An 18,507-nucleotide genomic window follows, 5' to 3' on the forward strand; every position below is an offset into this window, starting at 1 on the left:
GTCAGTCACTCTCCGTGTTGTCGTCGCGCAGTTCGTCAGCTTCGAATTGGGCGGAATCCTCTTCGGCATTGCCCTGGTCGATGTCGCGCTGGACCGTCTTGCCGATGGCGTTCTCGACCAGCCTGCACAGTGCTTCTCGGCGGGCGGCGAAATAGGCGGCGAAATCATCGGCACGCAGATGCGCCGAGGGAATGAGGTGCGTTGTTACTAGCTCGTTGAGCTGGTCCGAAGTGATCTGTGCCCTGGATTCAATAACGGCAAGGTATGACGACGGCGCCGCGCCGCCGATGACACGATTGGTCCGCGCGCTGATTGTTGTCTTGTTGACGATGCTCTCGCGATGCTCGTCGTCAATACCGTTGTCGTTGCACCACTTCTGCGGGAACGCATGGTGTATGTCGACGGCTAGGTCAACGTACTGAACCTTATCGAGGGCTTTGTCCTCCATCCAGTCGCGTGCACCACCAGCGAGGATGAGTGCGGCGATTCCCTTGTATGCGGCCGCATTGCGGGTGCGCAACGAATGAAGGCGGGACTCAACGAAACTGGCGTCCTGGACGGTCCTGGGAATGGCGTTCGACTCGTCCTTTGCCCATGTCGGCACCATCTCGATATCGCGGGCAAACCGCGACTCGATCGCCGAGCCGTAGAGCTCGCCGAGCACACCACTCCAGAACCACCGGGCGAGGCGTTCACTGACACCAATCAAGTCAGCGTCCTTACCGAGCACGACTTTGATTGCTGCGAGCGGAACCAGCTGCTTGGGGTAGGGGACATCGCGCTGCGTGAAGATGTGCCGGTCGGCGAGGAAGGTCGCAGCCCAAATGAACGCCTCTCGCAGCGGGTCGCGCCACTTCAAGTAGTCGGCCAACGTCAGCTTCAGCACGTCCTCACGCTTGGCCGAAATTGCCGGTGGTCGCTCGGATGTGTCCGCACGGTGTCGCTGCAGCGTGGTGAGCATCGTGACGGACTGCAGGAAGTCTGTGTTTTCGACGGCCGCCAGCACCGGGTAGTGCGACCATTTGAGCTGAGTCTCTTTCCAGTCGTCGTTCAGGCGGAAATCTTCGCCGGCCTTTTCGTAGTAGCCTGCATCGCCTGCAAAGACCGCTGTGAGCAACTCGAAGACGTTGAGTGGCAATCCACCGATATTGACTTTCTCGAACACTGTCGCAACCGCGGCCTTGTCGGTGTTCTCGTCGAGGACGATCGCCGGAATGTCATAGTGGCGTGTTCCCGCTGAATGAGTCCAACCCGTTTTAGAGTCCTGTGGCCCGATGTCGGGCCAGAAGGGACGATGAACACATGGCTGGTCGGAAGCGGAATTCCGCGGAGGACATCGTGCGCAAACTGCGCCGGGCAGATGAGCTGGCTGCCGAGGGCAAGACTGGCGAGGAGATCGCCGCCGAGCTGCAGGTCTCGCCGGCCACGCTGTACAACTGGCGGCGCACCTACGGCGGCATGGACACCGATGCCGCCAAAGAGCTCAAAGAGCTGCGCGAGCAGAACGGGCGCCTCAAGCGGCTGCTGGCCGAAGCCGAATTGGAGAAGGACGCGTTGCGGGAGGTCGCGAAGGGAAAATTCTGAGCCCAGCTGCCAAGCGCCGCGCCGTGGACATGCTCAAGGAGACGTTGAGTATGTCGGAGCGGCTGGCGTGCAAGGCCGTTGGGCTGGCCCGCTCCACCTACCGCCGCCTGCCGTTGGCGCAGACCCCGACCGATCCGGACGCCGAGATGAGGGCCTGGCTGCGCGCCTACGCCACCAAACATCCCTGCCACGGGTTCCGGCGCGCCTGGGCGACACTGCGCTACGACGAGCGCCGTGAGGTCAACAAGAAGAAGATCCACCGGCTGTGGCGCGAAGAAGGCCTGCAGGTCCGTGTGCACAGTCCGCGGAAGCGGGCGGGCATCTCCTCGGTGCCGCCGATCATCGCCGATGCGCCGAAGGTGGTGTGGGCGATCGACTTCCAGTTCGACTCCACCATCGACGGTAAGGCCATCAAGATCGCCTCGATGATCGACGAGCACACCCGCGAGTCGCTGCTGAACCTGGTGGAGCGTTCGATCACCGGCGAGCGCCTGGTCGAGGAATTGAAGAAGGTGTTTGCCGCTAATGGTGGCCCGCCGAAGGTGCTGCGCCTGGATAACGGACCGGAGATGGTTTCTCAAGCGCTGCAACGGTTCTGCGAGAACAGGACCGGAATGGTGTACATACCGCCGGGCTGCCCGTGGGACAACGGCTACATCGAATCGTTCAACAACCGGCTACGCAAGGAGTGCCTCAACCGTAATTACTGGAACACCCTGTTCGAGGCCCGCGTGGTCATCGGCGACTTCAAGCACGAGCACAATCACCGACACCGCCACTCGGCACTGGGCTACCGCACGCCAGCCGAGTACGCTGCTGCCTGCCGGTGCACCCACACCCCGGTGGCCTGCAGCATCACCTGAGAACGGATAAAACCAACCCGACTCTATGACCGGGTGGACTCAGTAACGGGGACTCGCCAATAGGTCGCAGCGGGTTTGATGAATCGTTCATATAGCTGCCTACCGAGTCCGCGGTCCTCCAGTTCCAGAATCCAGCTCATGTGGTCGCCGTACAGCAAGTTCAGTGGGAAGTAGCCTTGATTTCGCTGCTTGTCGTGGTCGCTTAGGTCGCGGTCGATATCCTTGCCGAAGTTGGACCGAATGACCCCGTCGGCGGGGATCGAGATGACTGCTTCATCCACCCTGTTCGGATCGCTCAGTGCGGTGTCCATGTGGACCAGATATCTCCGGTTCAGCAGCTTTCCGCGGCTGTCCTTGGTCGCAACGACTCCGTCGCCGCTGAGTGCTTGCGTCAGCGAGGTGAGTCGTTGCTGGCCGTCGAGGAGCAGAAACTTTGCTTCCGTGCTCGGCGAGAGGTCGACTCCCTCGATTGCCCTTGGCTTGAACCGCACTTGGGAGTTTCCGGTCTTGAGCAGCATGACTGCGCCGAGTGGGTGCCCGCGCAAGACCGTCACCAAGAGCTGACGGATTCGCTCGTCTTCCCACTTGTAGCCGCGCTGAAAGTCGGGCAACTGGAGCTCGCCGGAGCGGGTCCACGACAAGTACTCGCCCAGCTCGTGCATCGGTGTCAGAAAACCCATGTCAGCTATCCGCTTCCTCGTCGAAGTCGAATGAACTTTGCAGAGCGGAGTCATCGGGTGCACTGCTTGCCACATCAAGGATTTCGGGCCAGCTGGTGACCAGACTGTTAAAGCTCAGCGCGTCCTTGGTCCAGCCGTTGCCTTCGGCGATCCGGAAGAGCAGGTGCGCCAGCTCTTTCACCAGATCGGCGTCGATTGCACCATCGGGACGGTTCAACGCGGCCCGCAGGAACTCGCCGGCCGGGGTGATCCCTTCGGCTTCGAGGGTCTTGATGAGATGGTGCAGTACTTCCCAGTTGCTGATGTGGAGATCGGTGGCGACGTCGTATTCCGCGCTCAAGTCAGACGGTTTGGTCAGCTGGACATTCCCTGCTCTTGAGGTCAGGATCCCGTCGCGGTCCATTACGTCAACACTGGTGTTGCGAGCACGGGCAATATTGTCGGCGTCTCCGAATGATCCTAGGTCGTAGCCGTATTGGCGGTACCAAGCAATGGCGAATCGGCTTGTTGAGTCGAAATCTCCTTCCTGCTCGTTGAGTACCTGATCCAGGATTTCGTTGATACGCGCCAACGCTGCGCGGACGGTCATACCGGTGCCGTCTGGGTCGAGCACAGTGTGGTATCTACTAAACACCGCCATCCCAGGGCCTATTGCGGCTTGCGGCAAGTCAACCGGGGCTATCTGACCCTGCTGGAGCTTTCGAAGCGCATCGGGAAGTTCAGCCTCCAATGCTGTGATGAAGCCCCGACGATCTGTTGTTGGGGCCCCTGCGGCCCGAGGTCGGAGGCTAAGCACGATCGAGGAAGCCAATGCGTTCGTGCCCACGCTCACCATCCGCCCGCCTCGTTCGCTTCGCATCGGCCAAGTCGATGTAATTTCCCAGCCCGACTGAATCATCGCATCAAGCAACGTCTCCCAACCGGACGACGCGTTACCGTCGGAATCAGTCTCGGACTGTTTATATGCGTAATACACCGTGATTGGATAGTCGCTCAAAGCGTCTTTGCGAAACTTGGAGAACACCTGCCGAAAGCTGCTCTCGAAGAACTGCTTCGCTCCATCCTTGCCATCGTGCCGGTATTGATTGGCAACTAGCTCTTCTGCCTTCGGCACCAGTACGGTCGATAGCAGCTCGGGATAGACGTCGCGCAACGCCCGACGCAGCCACACATAGAAGAAATCGGACAGGTCGCTGTATCCGATGTTGTTGTAGTAAGGCGGGTCAGTTGATATCAGCAGATTGGTCGCTGATGTACATGCCGCATCAGCTTGTTCCGCAATTGCGATACCAGATGCAGGCACACCCTCCAGTGATTCGCTAACAATCTTGACAGAGCGCGACCAACCTCCACCAATATTCGACAACGGATTCAGCTCGGCGTAGTCCCACATCATCGGAATCGCCTGGCTAGTAAAGAGGTGGGTTGGACGATCCTCCTGTGGATACCAAGCAGACTGGGGTTCCCCTGAAAAAGTGGACACGGTTAGCTTGATTGCTGATTGATCCGTGCGGTGATCTCGAAGTCGATAGGTGAGATCATTCCCAGTGAACTATGCCGCCTGTCATGGTTGTAGTAGCGAAGGTAATTGTCAAGTCCCGCAGCAAGATTCGCATACGTTGTGAAGGCATGCCGCTTGTAGTACTCGTGCTTGACCGTCGACCACAGTGATTCGGACCCGGCGTTGTCCCAACATATGCCGGTGGCCCCCATAGAGCGGCGCAGGCCGTGATCGGAGCAGACTGTGGCCAAGTCGTGACTGGTGTATTGACTGCCCCGGTCCGAGTGCAAGATGGTGCCGGCCACCGACCCGCCGCGGGTGAACACCGCCGCGTCCACCGCCTGCTCGACGAGCTCAGTGCGCATGTGGTCAGCCACCGACCAGCCCAGCACCCGTCGCGAGTGCTCGTCGCGGATCGCGCACAGGTAGGCATCGCCTTCACCGCAGGTCAGATAGGTGATGTCGGAGGTCCATACCGCATCGAGGCGGCCTTGATCGAAGACCCGGCCCACCCGGTCGGGTGGGAAAGACGCCGCCGGGTCGACGACTGTGGTTTTGACCTTGAAGGTGCGCGGGCTGATGCCTTCGATGCCCATCTCGGCCATGATCGCCGCGACGGTGTTGACCGACACCGAGACCCCAGCGGCGTGCAGGTCGGCGGTGATCCGTGGTGAACCGTAAGTGCGTCGGGATTCTTGCCAGTGGGCCAGGATCTTGACCTCGAGATCGCGGCGCCACTGCTGCCGCGGCGTGGGTTCGGTGCGTCGCTGCCGTGCTTCCCAGGCGTAATAGCCCGAGCGTGAGACGTCGAGGAGCTCGGTCAGTGTGGCGATGTCGTGGTCGGCGCACTCCGCGGCGATGAGCTCAAACCGACTCACCGATGTTGCTGTGCCGCAAAGTACGCCGATACTTTTTTCAAGAAGGCGATATCTCGGTCCTTCTCGGCCAGTTCCGCACGCAGCCGCACCAATTCGGCGCGTTCACGGGCCGTCAGATCGCCTTCTGGCGGCCCATGGCGGGCATCGCTGGCCACCCCGTCGCGGACCCTCTCCTGACGCACCCACTTGCCCAGCAGACTCTCGTGCAGGTTCAGTTCGCGGGCCACCTCCGAGACCGGCCGGCCCCTGTCAATCACCCGACGAGCAGCCTCCACCTTGAACTCCGGTGTGAACGACCGACGCGTCCGCGACATATCGACATCCTTCCAGCAGGACACCGTCCCGCTATCTCAGGTGTCCACTGAAACTGGGGAACCTCCGACAACGAATTGACATAGTCTGTGATCTTGCTGACTGCGAACGCCAAGTATGTTGCGATGGCGTCTGCGTACTCGCGCGTGCCGCCATCGTCTAGGACTCGGAGGCGCGCCTCACCGACTAGGTCGCTGAAAGTTGTTAGCGCGATCAGCTGGCGGTTTGTGAAAAGATCTGACCACGCGGTCATACCGTACGCTTGCACGCGAAATCCCAACGCTTGCAATGGTAATTCCTGACCAGGCCCTTCATCCGTGCGAGGAACAGCTGCGGCTGCGAGCTGCGCGGGATCGGGTTTCACATACTCCCGCAAGCGGGCGCCGGGCACGACGACTGCTACCTGTTGGTGACTCATTCGACCCTGGGTGCCCTCGCCTCGAACGTAATTGAGGTCCACGACTGCTTGACACGCGACACATCGCGCACCAGTTCTTCCGACCGTGCCTTGGTCACCCTTTGTCGGGGCTGCGGCTTCATTTGCATTGTGAATCTCGTAGTCAACCCGGCGACCCGACGGATGAGAGGGATCGCTGACAATCCGTGGCGTCACGAAAGTTTGCCGACCCTTCCTTCGGCTGAGCCACCACTTTGTCGTCAGTGGCATTTCGATCCCGCAAGCAGGGTTTGGACACACAATCGTACGCATCCATATCCATGCGATTGGTTCGACGCCCCTTGAGGTCGGATAAAGGTGTCCGATGCGATTCGCGGCTTCCTCGCGAATCCACTCGCCGTAGGCTCGGACATCCGCAGCTAGGCCTTCAGCGCCGTGCCAGTCGCGGATCTGAGCTTCCGCTACGCCAGGGAATAATGGTGGCTTGTCGCTGAACTTGGGGGGAAGTTCAACGAGCGCCTTACTGATCAATACGGCTACCGGGTTCAGGTCACTCGCATGGGCCTCGAGCCCGAGTCTCTGCGCTTCCAGCGGGATGGTTCCTCCGCCAGCGAATGGATCAAGAAGGGCGGGGGGATCGCCAACAGCAGATTTCATGATCTCCGCGCGGGCTGCCGCAAGCAGGCGTTCATCGCCGATGTTCTCCCAGACTACGAGCTCCTCGATTAGGTGATGTAAGCGCTCACGTTCCTTACGCTGCTCAGCTTCAGTTGGAAACTCCTCGGGATGTGAGGAAGGATCGTCAACGAGTTGCGCGAAGAGGACGGCTCGCGCTGTGGCGAACGGCTTTTGGGACCACCACTTGTGAATCGCAGACGGGTTTCCACGGTAGATGTAGTTTTCTCTCGTTGACTGTCGGTTAATCGCCTCCAGTGGCAGCGCCACCTCGATCAGCTTGCGCTTCGGCGTGTTGGTATCAGTCATCAAAGTGGCTCGGTTCCCTTGTCCCACATCTTTTTCCAATCGCCTCGCACCCCGGTCGCATCGAATCCGCCAAGATCCGTTGAGGCGAAGGGGTTGTCGAGGTAGCGCACTTCGTCGTACTCGGCGCCGCGCGGATCAACCCGTACCAGCGCCAGGCGGTATCGCGGCGCGGCATTCTTGCCGAGGATCACCTCGTTGTGGGTGACGAAGAAGTCGGTGGCACCGTCGATGCGGGCTTTCACCTCGATGCGATAGGTGTCGCCGTCGGAGTCCGAGGACAAGATGTCAAAGCCCTTGTTGTTGAAGGCTTGTTCGACAGGATCACGTCCCAGCGCTCGCTCGATGGCAAGCACCAGATCGACGCCGCGACGCTCGACTTCTTTCGTCTCCTTGGCATGCATCGGCACCGTGGGCGGTAGTTCGCCGTCGACCATGCTCACAGGAAGCACCAGGGCCGCGGTGGCGATGCGCGGCGGCTTGATCGACATCAAGGCTTGCCGGTCCAGCAACTCCAGTCGTTTACGCAGCCGGGCATCGAGTTCGACCGCCTTGCGGTTGAGGCTCTCCGCGGATTCCTTTGGCTTGGCCCCGGTCTGCTCTTTCTCCGATGCGACGGCGGCATCGAGAATCAGCCGGTCACGCTCTCCCTCAAGGCGTTTGGTGACCAGCTCACGGGTCTTGGCGAGTTCGGCAGCGCGGCGAGGCTGGATTTCCGCCAGGTACTCAGGCAGTCGGGTGGTGATGATCCAACTGGTGGCGCGGTCTTCTGCGTCGGCGAGCCAGGCCAGCTGGCGTGCTGTGGCGACCGTCGGGGTCTCAGGCGCAGCCACACAATCCAGATAGGGAGCCGGGCCCGCCGGGCTGACGGTGCCCTGGCTGTCCACGTACGCATAGCCGAACCGCCTGGATACTGAAGCGCCGGTAGCGTCGGTCACCTCCTCGGTAACGCCGACAAGAAGCTGTGGCTCGTCCAGCGTCGCGGACACCAACACCGTTCCGTTGGTGAGAGTCTCATTGAAACGACGGATGGCTTCGTGCATCACCGCGTCGTGGAGTGGGTGGCCTGGGGCGAGCAGATCGGCGCGGGCCAGTTCGTCGGAATGTACGTGTTCCAGGTCGAAGTCCACGCGGTCGTACTTGGTGGGGATAGGCCCGAACTTGCTGTCGCGCAATGGTGCTGGGACGTTGGTTATTTCGTATCGGCCGCGCTCACGTTTGGCTATGCGCCCACCCAGGCGGGTGAACGCCGCCTTGAAGGCCATCTCGATGTAATGGGGCTGCAGGCGGCGCGCCCTTGCTTCGTCCATGGCTGCGCGCAGCTTTTCCAACTCGGCCTCGGCGAGATGGTCTGAGGCCAGGGCTCGTTCTTCGAGTAGCTCCTTGAGTCCGTCGGCGACGTTGTGATCGATGACCTGCTGCATCTTGGCCCGCGTCTCGGGCAGCTCGCCGTAGCGGATTGCCTCCAGCAGCAGGTCACGCAGCGGGGTCTCGTTGAACGCCTCGCCGAGAACGTCGAAAACCTTGCCGCCGTAGGCCTCTCGCTGTTCTTCAATCTTTTCGAGCAGCCGGACAAAGACGTCGCCCTCGCGGGTATTGCTTGCCACGATGTTCCACAGTCGGCAGACTTCTTCCTGCCCGATTCGGTGGATGCGACCGAAACGTTGCTCAATCCTGTTGGGATTCCAGGGCAAATCGTAATTGACCATCAGGTGCGCGGCCTGCAGATTGAGCCCCTCGCCGGCGGCATCGGTGGCCAGCAGAATCTGGCAGTCGCGATTCTTGGTGAACTCCTCCGTGATCTGGCGTCGCTCCCGGCGTCGCACCCCACCGTGAATGGCTTGCACAGCACTGGGTTTCCCGAGCAACGAACGAATCCTGCCGGCCAGGTAATCGAGGGTGTCGCGATGTTCGGTGAAGATGATGAGCTTTCGCGGCCATCCATTGGGATCTGTTGTCAGTGCCTCGTCGTGAAGGATGTTGCTCAGCTCGGTCCACTTGCGATCGGTGCCCGAATCGCGCACTTCTTTGGCGGCACGGGTGAGTTCTGCCAACTCCAGCAACTCGGCGTCGAGTTCCTCCACGGTCTGCGCAGCGGTGGCGGCGTCGAGCAGTTCTTCTTCGAGCGCTTCGATTTCTTCGGAGTTGTAGTCGTCGGCGTCGAGGGCGTCCACGTCAACAGTGGGTTCGCTTTCGACATAGGTACCGTTGACGATTTCCTGCTTCTTCCGCTCGAGTCGCTCGGTTCGGCGGACCAGGCTCTTGTAGATCGCCTCGGGGCTGGACGCGAGCCGCCGCTGAAGCACGGTGAGTGCAAATCCGACGGTGTTCTTGCGCTTGCCGCCCACCCGGTCGGCGCGGTTCATGCCCTCGCGGACATAAGCGGTGACCTGCTCGTAGAGCGAATGTTCAAGGGCGGTCAGCTCATAGGGCACCGTTTCGGCCCGGCGCTCCGGGAAGAGCTTCTTGCCATCGAAGGTAAGGAGGTCCTCCTTGACCATGCGGCGCATGATGTCGGCTGTGTCTGCGGTCTTGGTGTTCTTGCCTTCGAACCGGTCGCGGTCCAGCAGAGTCAGGAAGAGATTGAAGTCCTCGTTCTTGCCCGAGTGTGGCGTAGCCGTCATCAGGAGGAGATGGCGTGTGATCCGCCCGAGAAGCTCGCCGAGCTGAAAACGCTTGGTCTTCTCCAGCTTTCCGCCGAAGTAGTGGGCACCCATGCGATGCGCTTCGTCGACGATCACCAGATCCCACTCGGTCTCCTTGAGCTGGGCCTGCAGTTCCTCGTTGCGGGACAGCTGGTCCATCCGGGCGATGAGCAGAGGATTGGTCTCGAAGACGTTGAGGTTGACGTTGGCATCGATGAGTTGGTTGGTCAGCAGGTTGAATCTGAGCCCGAACTTGAAGAACAGTTCGTCCTGCCACTGCTCCACCAGACCACCGGGGGCGACGATCAGGCATTGGCGGACGTCGTCGCGCAGTAGGAGTTCCTTGATATAGAGGCCGGCCATGATCGTCTTGCCGGCGCCGGGGTCGTCAGCAAGAAGGAACCGCAGCGGCGTGCGGGGGAGGAGCTGCCCGTAGACGGCGCGAATCTGATGCGGTAGTGGACGAACATCGCTCGTGGCCACTGCCAGCATAGGGTCGAAAAGTCCAGCAAGACTGATTCTTTGGGCCTCTGCGACCAGCTTGTAGTCGGATGCGGTGGAGTTGAACGGCCGGCTGCCGGCCGCGGCAGCGCGCAGCTGGTCTTCGTCCTGTCGGAAGACCACCTGCTGGCCGAGCGCACCACTATTGGTTCGGTACGTCAGCTCGATGGCCTCAGTGCCGTGCTGTTGGGCGGCGAGCACGGTGACGACTTCGGCGGGGATCAGCCCTTCGATTCGAAGACCTGTCTTTAGTTCTTCTAGTAGCACCAGGCCTCCCTGCTTGATAGCTGGGAGACCTTCTTCTGAGGATTGGTGGCGGAAGCGAGCGCGTACAAGGCAGGCGCATGCCAACCGTCAGACATGTCGACTGGCCACCCCGGCGCTCCCTCCGCTCGTCGGGCAAGCCATGTATAGATGGTGCAGCCGACAGATCGGCATATTACGCCATCTATAGATGGTCGACGCCGGAATGGCGCGTCGGCAGATTGCAGGGGTGCCGCAGTCCGAGATCGAGCGAGAACTCGCTAACGCTCTCGGTCGGCGCTTAGCCGGACTCCGCGAGGAGCGTGGACTCACCCAGGAAGCCCTGGCGGATGCCACCGGGATCAGCAGGAATCACTATCAACTGCTGGAGAACGGCATCAGCAATCGCCGAACAAAGAAGCCTGCCAATCCACGCCTGTCCACGTTGGTGGCGCTCAGTGCGGCCTTCGGCATGTCGCCGGCGGAGTTGGTCGGCGAAGTTCTGGCAGAACGCGACTGATTTCATCAATGGTCGTATGGTGCGCGAATCGGGCGGCTGACTCTTGGGGTGACAGGCCCCGCTGACGGGGCTCATCTGTTGCGATTATCGCAAAACTGCAGGTAGTCTGGTCGTATGAGCCACGGCGACATTGGCCGCCGCGTTGCTGAGAGCATCCCGGCAGGCATCACACAGGGGCAGTTAGCGAGCCAGATTGGCCTGTCTGGTGAGAAGTTGTCCAAATCGTTGAGTGGTAAGCGTGCCTTTTCGTCGGTGGAGCTGGCGTTGCTGGCGGACGTTCTAGATGCCGATTTGCATTGGCTCATCACGGGAAAGGCCGATCCGCACCGCATCACTGTGGTAGCTCGCCACGATTTCGACCGTGAGACTGGCGCCCGTGATGTTCCCGGCCGCGGCCGTGACCAGTCAGCGATCGACGGGGTCGAACTTGCCTATCGGCAGGCGATGGCCGCCTGGGCGCCAGCTGATTCAGCGCTGCCCACTACGGTGGCACTGGTTTGCGATGCACTCGGACCGGATTTTATCCGGCCGTTGGCCTCTCGGATTGAGTCGGCATTGGATGTCGACGTAGTCCGACTGCCTGGGCTTTCGACGGCCTATTCCTTCAGAATCGGCTCACAGAATGTCATCGTGGTGCCGGCGACTGGCAACTGGTTCCGCGAAAACTGGGACCTGGCACATGAACTCGGCCATTTGGTGTCGCGGCATCACGCCGAGGGCAACACTCTGATGCATTGGGGCCACTGCGAGGCTGCAGCGAATTCCTTCGCTGCCGATCTGCTATTGCCGGAATCGCGCATGCGCGAGATCGACTGGGATGCCCTTACAGAAGCTCAACTGGCTGAATTGATTTGGGACTGGGGTGTTTCCACTGCAGCGCTCGGGACTCGTCTCACGAGCTTGAACATCACCGTTCCGGAGAAGCTCCGTGCGGTGCTCGTCATGTCCACTCAGAAGCTGCTGCGGTGGCATTGGGCCGGGTTGCAGGAAGACGGCCGCGACGCGATCACAGAGCGGATGGACGAAGCGGCAATGCGGCGCTTTCCGCTCAGACTTCAGGAAGCGCATACCGATCTGATCGCTGAAGGCTCACTGGGCAAGGGCACACTGGCGTGGATGCTGGGCATCGATGCTGAGACGCTGGAGGTCGACGAACCGCCTCTGCCCGAACCGGTGGACGCTGACCAGCTCGCAGCCGAACTGGGGTTGTAGGTGCCGAAGGTTCTGGTCCCAGACAACACCGTTCTAGTCAATTTCGCAATCATTCAGCGGATGGACCTGCTCGCAGACCTTGTCAACGGGCACGGGCAGTGGTGTCTGACCATTGCGCGCGAATGCACGAGGTCGCAGGTCCATTACTCAGACTTGGTCCACGCGAACGGCATCTTCGGCTCGCCACTAACGCCGAGCCCTGCTGAACTCATTCAGACTCAGATATTGAGGACGGGTATGGCGAGCCCGGGCGAACCCAGCACGCAACACCTCGGCGAGGCTGAGTCGATCGCGATCATCCTCTATCGGACGATTGATGCAATATTTCTCACCGATGACCTTGGGGCGAAGACGCTCGCCGCGCGGCACGACATCAAGGTAGTCACCACCTGGGATCTGCTCCGGATGGCCTGCCGTGTAGGCAAACTCGCCGCAGATGTGCTCGCCGGTTATTTGCGCACGCTTGCAGCCAACAACCGGGGACATCCTCCTGGCGTGGTTCCGGCCGATCCCGCCAGCATCACCGCCTGGTTGCAGTAATCCATTTTCGACTGGTCGCTGACGCGTCCACGACGAGTATTGCCGTGCAGCACTGAGCGACGTCGAGGAGATCGACATGGCCCGCCGTCTCGGCATCGCCATCGGGCGTGTTCTGCTGGCTGCGACCGGATGTGGTCGCTCGATCGACGGTGCGCCGCATCCGTCGTTGGAAACTGATCTCCGCAACAACGGGGCGCAATGGCAAGCACGGATTTGTCCTACGACCTTCCGACAGCTGGACGTTCTGACCAGCGGCTGCCGGCCTACGCCGAGCGTGGGGGCTGCTAAGGTCGCCATCGGCGTGGCGTCTCGTCAGGCCCCACCCTCGGCGTGACGGCTGAGTGATATCACTCGCGATACCGAACTCCGGATGTGTCTGCGGGCAGACCGGCCGGGGCTGGGGTGATTGCTGGGACTAGCGCTGGCCGTGGCGCAGCAATGGGCCGTCGGCGACAATCTACGCTGATCGTCATGGCCAAGTCTGCCCGCGGCAAGCAACCCAGGCGTCAACTTCGGTCTGTGCCGCCGCTACCCTCGGTCAGGCCTGACGACCAGCCGCTGTTCCAGGCGTTGCGGGACGCGTTGCGCTCTGACCATCCGCTGGCACTGCTCGAACTCGTGAGCGGGCTGATCGCAGTCGCCGACCCGGCGTATAGCAACCCCATGGCTGGCAAAGGGGATGGTCCCGGCCTCGACGAGCTGGTCGAGTCGCTAATCGGTACTTCATTCGCGCAGACGACGGCCGCGTTGGCCGTCATCCGCGCGTTGGTCTCCGATCAGGTGATGGCCTCTCGTATCGACCGTGAATTGGCCACCCGTCGCCAACCGTTGCCGGATTGGCTTGGCGCCCTGGGGAACACCCGCGCCGACCCGGATGTGTGGTTCCTGACGCATGTGCTCGGGGACGGTGACGACTACTTCTTCGGCGCGACGCTGCCCGGCGGGTACCAGCTGACGGCGCTGGTTTATGTGGACCACAACATGGGCACGGTGGCCAAAGACGGGTTCGTCATTCCGGCGCCGATCACGACGGTGGTGGAGCGGATACAACAGTCGACAAAAAGCGGGCAGACCCTCACGCCGTTCGACCCAGCCGATGCGCGGGCAATGGTCGACAAGGCGATAGATCACGGATCCCGAATATTCCCGCCGTTGGAATCGGACTCCTGGCCCATGTGCCGGCCACTGGTCGAGTGGCTGGTGCGGATGCAACCGGCCGGTGGTGTGGTGCCGGAGCGCAAAGAATGGACCGAGAAGCAGACCGCGGCCATCGCGGCCGACTTCTTCGCCTCACGCTTCGGCGTCGGAGTGGACACCGTCGATACCCGTGACCTGCTGGACTCGGTCCTGTGGTTCGCGACCAGCTGGGGACCCGGTGATCCCTACCGCTGGAGCCCCGTCAACGTCGAAATCCTCCTCGTCGACTGGGCTCCGCGAAAGATTATGGCGGACAAGGGGTTTCTCGCACAGCTACCCAACCTATTGCGCGCATTCATCGCCTACTGCCATAACCGTCAAGGCATCAGTGCCCCCCTTACTGCTGAAACTTTGACATCCGTCGACAGGTGGCAAGGCGAGTTTCAGCGGATGATCCGGACCGATCGACCGCAGGGTGCGGCCGCGCTCGCAGCCCAATTGCTGGGCGCGAGCTTGGAGATCGACGATGACGACCTCAGTCTCGAAGAGGCGATGCTGGACCACTTGGACGCGACGGTCGGCGGCCGCTTTCAGCTGCAGAATCTGACTGACGAGCCATTGGGGGATGAACCGTTTGACTGGGCGGGCATTGCCGACGACATCCGACCCACCGTCGAGAAGATGGTGGCCCTGTGCGATGGCTGCGCGGACGAACTCTTCGATGTCGAGCACCGGACCGCGATGCGCCGCTTCCTTGGGCGCGCTGCGATCGCCGACCCAGCGATCTTCCGTCGTAAGGCATCGCTGGAACGCGGAGCGGCAGCAGTGGCTTGGGTGATCTGCCGAGCCAACCACTCCATCGGTCAGTACGGCATGCCGCAGGTGACTGAACTGCTCGGATGGTTTGGGATCAAAGGCGGCGTATCGCAACGCGCGGAACCACTGCTACGCGCCAACGGGGTTGATCCACATCGCCTTTACGGTGAGGTCGCGCTTGGCGCCGCAGACTTGCTGACGGCGGCGCGGCGCCATTCGATCATCCAGGTGAGAGACCGCTACCAGGCGACGGCATACTGATATCACCCGTGATACCGCATCGCAGATGCGTATCCAGGTCGACAGACCGGGGCTGAAGTGACGGCTGTGACCAGCGGTAAACCGCGCAGCGATTGACTGTGCGTCAGCGCTGAAGACTTGCGAGTGTCGTACAACGCAGGCGCACGATCAACGCGGTACGGGGTCGGGAACAGTGTTGGCACGCAACGGATCTGCGGCCACCGGAACCAGGGGCACGGCCAGCAGCGGGAACAGCGCGCACACCGCGAAGGCGGCCGGAAAACCGAAGACTCCGATCAGCGCCCCGAACGCCGGCGGCACGATGCCGGTGGTCAACAACTGCGAAGTGTTCTGCACACCCAGTGCGCGTCCGCTCCAGAACGGCCCAGCGATTTCGGCAATCGCGGTGAAGGACAACCCGTTATCGGTCACTGTGACCACCGACGCCACCACCATCACGAAAACCGCCACCGGCCAGTGCAAGTAGTCGGTCAAGGCCAGTAGGCCCATCGAAACTCCGGCAAAGACGGCAATGATCCGCACCGGACCCAGCCGTGATCCGGCCACGTCCGACCAACGGCCCGCAGCGATTCGCCCTGCGGCCCCGCATAATTGGGCCACGGTCACCATAACGCCGGCGGCACCAGCTGACCAGCCGTGCGCTGTCATCAACCACACCAGTGAGAAGGTCCAGACCAGACACTGGGGAACAACCAGCAGGACCGACACCGCGTGGATGCGGGCCAGCGCCGACGATCCGCGGTACGGGTTGGCCAGATCGGTTGCGGGGGCCGAGGATCGGGGCGGCCGCGGCGGATCGATGACGCCCACGGCCGTCACCACGGCCGCGACCAGACACGCGATGGCCGGGAACAACAGCGCGGCGGACACGCCTGACGACTCGGCCAGTCGAGGAATCACCAAGGCGCCCAACCCAACTCCCAGTGGTTGCGCAGTCTGTCGGATGCCCATCACCAGGCCGCGCTGCTCCGGTGGGAACCAACCGACGACCAATCGACCGCTGGCGGAGTTGGAGCTGGCGGCCGCCATGCCACCCAGTAACAGGAACGCGCCGACCGCCACCAACGAGTCGGCCCAGGCCGCCGCGAACGCGGCCAACGAGGTCAACAGCGCGCCGACCGTGAGCACGAACCGCTCGCCGACCCGGTCGACGACCCAGCCCCACGCGATCAACGTCAGCACCATGCCGAAGCTCGGCATGGCAGACACCAGTCCGGCGCCTGACAGGTCCAGTCCGCGTTCGCCGTGCAGCGTCGGGATCAGGAACGCGGCGCCGTTGATGAAGACGTTGGCGCACATCGTCGAGCCGAGCGCGATCACCAGCATCGACCAGCGGCGGGCGGCTGAGACGTTGGTGGCCATGGCTTCATGGTGCCACCGCGCTTCTCAAAATATGAATCATTATCTCAAAATATGAGACCGACTAGGGTCTGGACATGGCTCTGCGAGCGAACCTTTCACGATTGATGGCGGTCATGGCGGCCGCGGTGGTACTCATCGCGGCACCGATGCCCACCGCGTCGGCGGCCCCGCCACGTTGGTCAGGTTTGGACGCCCGAGCGTTCGCGGCTCCGGTGCCGCCGCCGGGCGCGCTCATCCAGAGCGTGCCGCTCGATCCCGAGCTGTCGGTCGCCGGTGCGGCACGCGCCTACCGAATCCTGTATTCGACCACCGATCAACACAATTCGCCGGCAGTCAGTACCGGAGCGGTATTTGTCCCGAAAGGCCAAGCGCCGCAGGGCGGGTGGCCCGTCATCGCCTGGGCGCATGGCACCGTCGGCCTCGGCGACGACTGCACGCCCTCGGCGCAACCCCGGAGTGCACGCGACAACGAGTACCTGTCCCATTGGCTGGACCAGGGGTACGTCGTCGTCGGTTCCGACTACACGGGCCTCGGCACCCCGGGCCTGATGAGCTACCTCAACAGTGTGGCCACGGCGCACGCCATCATCGACTCCGTGATCGCGGCGCATCACCTGAACCTCCCGCTGTCCCCGAAGTGGGCGCTGGTCGGCCAGTCGCAGGGCGGCGCGGCGGCGGTGGCGAGCGCGCGGTGGGCCACCGAGTTCAGCAAGGGGACGGGCCTGGACTACCGGGGCGTCGTGGCCACGGGCACGCCGGCGAACATCGATGACGTCGTCATCACGGCCGGTCCCGACATGGTGCTGCCGCCCGGGCTGGGGCCCATCGCGTCGGCCTACACCGCGTACATCCTGGCGGCATTCCGCGAGCTCCGCCCGGACGTCAACAGCGTGCTCACCCCGGCTGGTCTGACCGCCGCCGACCAGGCCGAAACACTGTGCACCGCACCATTGAGTGCGGCCCTGACCGGCTCCACTCCGCCACAGTTCTTCTCCGCGCCGCTGGCCTCGCTACCTGGCATGCGCGGGGCACTGGCCGACTTCATGGGCACGCCGGTCGCCGGCTACGACCGGCCGATCTTCCTCGGGGTGGGCCTCAAGGACCGTGACGTGCCGCCGTCGTCGACGCTGAAGTTCGCTGATCAGCTCAAGGCCAACGGCCAGGACGTGACGCTCGAGATCTACCCGGAGGACGACCACTCCAGCACCGTGCTGACCTCGATGGCGGACTCCACGCCGTTCCTGCAAGCCCAGTTCGCGGGCTGACCAGCGGGCCTCATTAGGCTGGGCGGATGCGCCTAGGTCGAATTGCCAGTCCAGACGGCGTCGCTTTTGTGGTGATCGAGGGCGACCCGAACTCCGATGCGGTCTGCAAAGAAATCGCTGAGCAGTACCTGTCCCGCAACCCCACCTTCACCGGGCGGTCGTGGCCGTTGGCCGACGTCCGGCTGCTGGCGCCGATCCTGGCCAGCAAGGTGGTCTGCATGGGCAAGAACTACGCGGCACACGCCCGCGAGATGGGCAGCGAGCCGCCCGAGGATCCGGTGATCTTCCTCAAGCCCAACACCGCGATCATCGGGCCGAACATCCCGATCCAGCTGCCCGCCGACGCCAACCCGGTGCACCACGAGGGTGAGCTGGCGGTCGTCATCGAGCGCCCCTGCAAGGACGTCCCGGCCGCCAAGGCGAAGGACTTCATCCTCGGCTACACCATCGCCAACGACGTCTCGGCGCGCGACCAGCAGCAGAAGGACGGCCAGTGGATGCGGGCCAAGGGGCACGACACGTTCTGCCCGATCGGCCCGTGGATCGAGACGGCCGTCGACCCGGCGGATCTCGACATCCGGACCGAGGTGAACGGGCAGAAGCGTCAGGACAGCAACACCGCGCTGCTGCTGCACGACGTCGGCGCCATCATCGAATGGGTCTCGGCCGTCATGACGCTGCTGCCCGGCGACATCATCCTGACCGGAACCCCCGAGGGCGTCGGCCCGATCGAGGACGGCGACACCGTCAGCATCACCGTCGACGGCATCGGCACGCTCTCCAATCCTGTTGTACGTAAAGGGAAATAA

14 protein-coding genes and 2 pseudogenes are annotated in these 18,507 nt (G+C 62.4%); 8 read left to right on the plus strand and 8 right to left on the minus strand.

The features are described from left to right. Window position 1: 1 nt before the first annotated feature. Window positions 2–1,165, minus strand: a complete 1,164-nt coding sequence (locus A7G45_RS26860; protein WP_260941408.1) for a hypothetical protein — start codon at window positions 1,163–1,165, stop codon at window positions 2–4. Between the two features lie 137 nt (window positions 1,166–1,302). On the opposite strand from A7G45_RS26860, the gene A7G45_RS26865 reads away from it, so the two are divergent. Further along, window positions 1,303–2,447, plus strand: a protein-coding gene (locus A7G45_RS26865; protein ID WP_407667536.1) for an IS3 family transposase whose coding sequence is annotated in 2 segments (ribosomal slippage) — window positions 1,303–1,567 and window positions 1,567–2,447 — 1,146 coding nt in all. Because the reading frame shifts where the segments join, the coding sequence is not laid out codon by codon here. A 23-nt stretch (window positions 2,448–2,470) separates the two neighbouring features. Here A7G45_RS26865 and A7G45_RS26870 read toward each other — a convergent pair. The 4 genes and pseudogenes from A7G45_RS26870 to A7G45_RS26885 form a co-directional block, all read right to left on the minus strand. Continuing rightward, complete coding sequence (locus tag A7G45_RS26870) at window positions 2,471–3,127, minus strand: DUF262 domain-containing protein (protein WP_260941409.1); 657 nt, start codon at window positions 3,125–3,127, stop codon at window positions 2,471–2,473. 1 nt (window position 3,128) lies between these two features. Further along, a pseudogene (locus tag A7G45_RS26875) lies at window positions 3,129–4,544 on the minus strand (DUF1156 domain-containing protein); the annotation flags it as partial. Between the two features lie 68 nt (window positions 4,545–4,612). Further along, on the minus strand, window positions 4,613–5,506 hold the full coding sequence (locus A7G45_RS26880; RefSeq protein WP_260932168.1) for an IS3 family transposase: 894 nt from the start codon (window positions 5,504–5,506) through the stop codon (window positions 4,613–4,615). Continuing rightward, window positions 5,503–5,820: a transposase gene (locus tag A7G45_RS26885; protein ID WP_260932170.1), complete on the minus strand. Its 318-nt coding sequence runs from the start codon at window positions 5,818–5,820 to the stop codon at window positions 5,503–5,505. Before A7G45_RS26885 ends, A7G45_RS26880 begins: the two co-directional genes overlap by 4 nt. Before the next feature lie 953 nt (window positions 5,821–6,773). Between A7G45_RS26885 and A7G45_RS26890 the strand changes: the two genes are divergently transcribed. Then, the gene (locus tag A7G45_RS26890; protein WP_260941581.1) at window positions 6,774–6,944 is read left to right on the plus strand and encodes a hypothetical protein; all 171 of its coding nucleotides are present in this window, start codon (window positions 6,774–6,776) and stop codon (window positions 6,942–6,944) included. Between the two features lie 12 nt (window positions 6,945–6,956). Here A7G45_RS26890 and A7G45_RS26895 read toward each other — a convergent pair. Together A7G45_RS26895 and A7G45_RS26900 are read right to left on the minus strand one after the other, a co-directional pair. Beyond that, window positions 6,957–7,199 (minus strand): annotated as a pseudogene (locus A7G45_RS26895) (DUF1156 domain-containing protein); the annotation flags it as partial. Beyond that, window positions 7,199–10,609, minus strand: coding sequence for a helicase-related protein (locus tag A7G45_RS26900; protein WP_260941561.1), 3,411 nt, complete (start codon window positions 10,607–10,609; stop codon window positions 7,199–7,201). The gene A7G45_RS26900 and the pseudogene A7G45_RS26895, both read right to left, overlap by 1 nt. A 187-nt stretch (window positions 10,610–10,796) precedes the next feature. On the opposite strand from A7G45_RS26900, the gene A7G45_RS26905 reads away from it, so the two are divergent. The 4 genes from A7G45_RS26905 (at window position 10,797) to A7G45_RS26920 (ending at window position 15,071) form a co-directional block, all read left to right on the plus strand. Then, the gene (locus A7G45_RS26905) at window positions 10,797–11,105 is read left to right on the plus strand and encodes a helix-turn-helix domain-containing protein (protein WP_260941410.1); all 309 of its coding nucleotides are present in this window, start codon (window positions 10,797–10,799) and stop codon (window positions 11,103–11,105) included. A 114-nt stretch (window positions 11,106–11,219) separates the two neighbouring features. After that, window positions 11,220–12,317 (plus strand): helix-turn-helix domain-containing protein, encoded by a 1,098-nt coding sequence (locus tag A7G45_RS26910; RefSeq protein ID WP_260941411.1) that lies wholly within the window; start codon window positions 11,220–11,222, stop codon window positions 12,315–12,317. Between the two features lie 60 nt (window positions 12,318–12,377). Beyond that, the gene (locus A7G45_RS26915) at window positions 12,378–12,857 is read left to right on the plus strand and encodes a hypothetical protein (RefSeq protein WP_260941412.1); all 480 of its coding nucleotides are present in this window, start codon (window positions 12,378–12,380) and stop codon (window positions 12,855–12,857) included. A 471-nt stretch (window positions 12,858–13,328) separates the two neighbouring features. Beyond that, on the plus strand, window positions 13,329–15,071 hold the full coding sequence (locus A7G45_RS26920; protein ID WP_260941413.1) for a hypothetical protein: 1,743 nt from the start codon (window positions 13,329–13,331) through the stop codon (window positions 15,069–15,071). 147 nt (window positions 15,072–15,218) lie between these two features. On the opposite strand, the gene A7G45_RS26925 is transcribed toward A7G45_RS26920, so the two are convergent. Then, window positions 15,219–16,433 carry an MFS transporter gene (locus A7G45_RS26925; RefSeq protein WP_260941414.1) on the minus strand — a complete coding sequence of 405 codons (1,215 nt, stop codon included), beginning with the start codon at window positions 16,431–16,433 and terminating at the stop codon, window positions 15,219–15,221. Window positions 16,434–16,546: 113 nt separating this feature from the next. Here A7G45_RS26925 and A7G45_RS26930 point away from each other — a divergent pair, with 113 nt between their 5' ends. Continuing rightward, window positions 16,547–17,698: an alpha/beta hydrolase family protein gene (locus A7G45_RS26930; RefSeq protein WP_377042061.1), complete on the plus strand. Its 1,152-nt coding sequence runs from the start codon at window positions 16,547–16,549 to the stop codon at window positions 17,696–17,698. 26 nt (window positions 17,699–17,724) lie between these two features. After that, a complete protein-coding gene (locus tag A7G45_RS26935; protein ID WP_043393311.1) occupies window positions 17,725–18,507 on the plus strand; it encodes a fumarylacetoacetate hydrolase family protein in 783 nt (260 codons plus the stop codon).

Source organism: Mycolicibacterium llatzerense (genome assembly GCF_025331195.1).
GTDB lineage: Bacteria > Actinomycetota > Actinomycetes > Mycobacteriales > Mycobacteriaceae > Mycobacterium > Mycobacterium llatzerense.

What these genes read in the sequence shown, in the direction of transcription:
- A7G45_RS26920 (WP_260941413.1), top strand. Translation starts at nt 13,329, where the DNA reads ATGGCCAAGTCTGCCCGCGGCAAGCAACCCAGGCGTCAACTTCGGTCT.
- A7G45_RS26915 (WP_260941412.1), top strand. Translation starts at nt 12,378, where the DNA reads ATGGACCTGCTCGCAGACCTTGTCAACGGGCACGGGCAGTGGTGTCTG.
- A7G45_RS26870 (WP_260941409.1), bottom strand. Translation starts at nt 3,127, where the DNA reads ATGGGTTTTCTGACACCGATGCACGAGCTGGGCGAGTACTTGTCGTGG.
- A7G45_RS26935 (WP_043393311.1), top strand. Translation starts at nt 17,725, where the DNA reads ATGCGCCTAGGTCGAATTGCCAGTCCAGACGGCGTCGCTTTTGTGGTG.
- A7G45_RS26905 (WP_260941410.1), top strand. Translation starts at nt 10,797, where the DNA reads ATGGTCGACGCCGGAATGGCGCGTCGGCAGATTGCAGGGGTGCCGCAG.
- A7G45_RS26925 (WP_260941414.1), bottom strand. Translation starts at nt 16,433, where the DNA reads ATGGCCACCAACGTCTCAGCCGCCCGCCGCTGGTCGATGCTGGTGATC.
- A7G45_RS26885 (WP_260932170.1), bottom strand. Translation starts at nt 5,820, where the DNA reads ATGTCGCGGACGCGTCGGTCGTTCACACCGGAGTTCAAGGTGGAGGCT.
- A7G45_RS26890 (WP_260941581.1), top strand. Translation starts at nt 6,774, where the DNA reads ATGGGCCTCGAGCCCGAGTCTCTGCGCTTCCAGCGGGATGGTTCCTCC.
- A7G45_RS26910 (WP_260941411.1), top strand. Translation starts at nt 11,220, where the DNA reads ATGAGCCACGGCGACATTGGCCGCCGCGTTGCTGAGAGCATCCCGGCA.
- A7G45_RS26930 (WP_377042061.1), top strand. Translation starts at nt 16,547, where the DNA reads ATGGCGGCCGCGGTGGTACTCATCGCGGCACCGATGCCCACCGCGTCG.